Source organism: Mycobacterium sp. ENV421, assembly GCF_002887815.1.
Lineage (GTDB): Bacteria > Actinomycetota > Actinomycetes > Mycobacteriales > Mycobacteriaceae > Mycobacterium.
The window spans coordinates 1-403 of record NZ_PDHO01000154.1 but is presented as its reverse complement, the minus strand read 5'-3'; the positions used below and the strand labels follow the sequence as shown (position 1 = coordinate 403).

At 63.5% G+C, this 403-nt stretch carries 1 protein-coding gene and 1 pseudogene; one reads left to right on the top strand and one right to left on the bottom strand.

Annotated elements, in window-relative coordinates; all coding sequences use genetic code 11:
- A pseudogene (locus tag CRM90_RS30140) lies at nt 1-202 on the top strand (IS4 family transposase); the annotation flags it as partial.
- Here the strand turns inward: CRM90_RS30140 and CRM90_RS31265 are convergent.
- A partial coding sequence (locus tag CRM90_RS31265; RefSeq protein ID WP_233209614.1) for a hypothetical protein occupies nt 174-403 on the bottom strand: 230 nt, incomplete at its 5' end. The pseudogene CRM90_RS30140 and the gene CRM90_RS31265 sit on opposite strands and share 29 nt — an antisense overlap.

The window sequence follows — 403 nt, the reverse complement described above, 5'->3', positions numbered from 1 at the left end:
CAGCTACCGGGTGCTCCGCTCACATAGCCCGGAGATGGTCCGCCAGGAAATCTGGGCGCTCCTGCTGACCCATTACGCAATCCGTGCCCTGATGTACGAGGCCGCCGATCCCGAAGGGTTCGACCCGCTGCGCCTGTCGTTCATCCGCACCCTGCGCATCGTCCGCCGCCACGTCACCGGGCAGGCGGGTTTTTCCCCCTGATCGACTGGTCACCAGCATCGGCCACGCTATCGCTGAAATCCTCGAGCGTCCCAACCCGGTCCGACGCCACCGCACCTACCCGCGCGCCACCAAACGGGCCGGCCGACACAAATTCCCTCGAAAAACCCTCAACCACAACAACATCAACCACCGAGGACCACCTGAAATCCGACTCGCCCACCGGCAAAGTTAACGGCATTG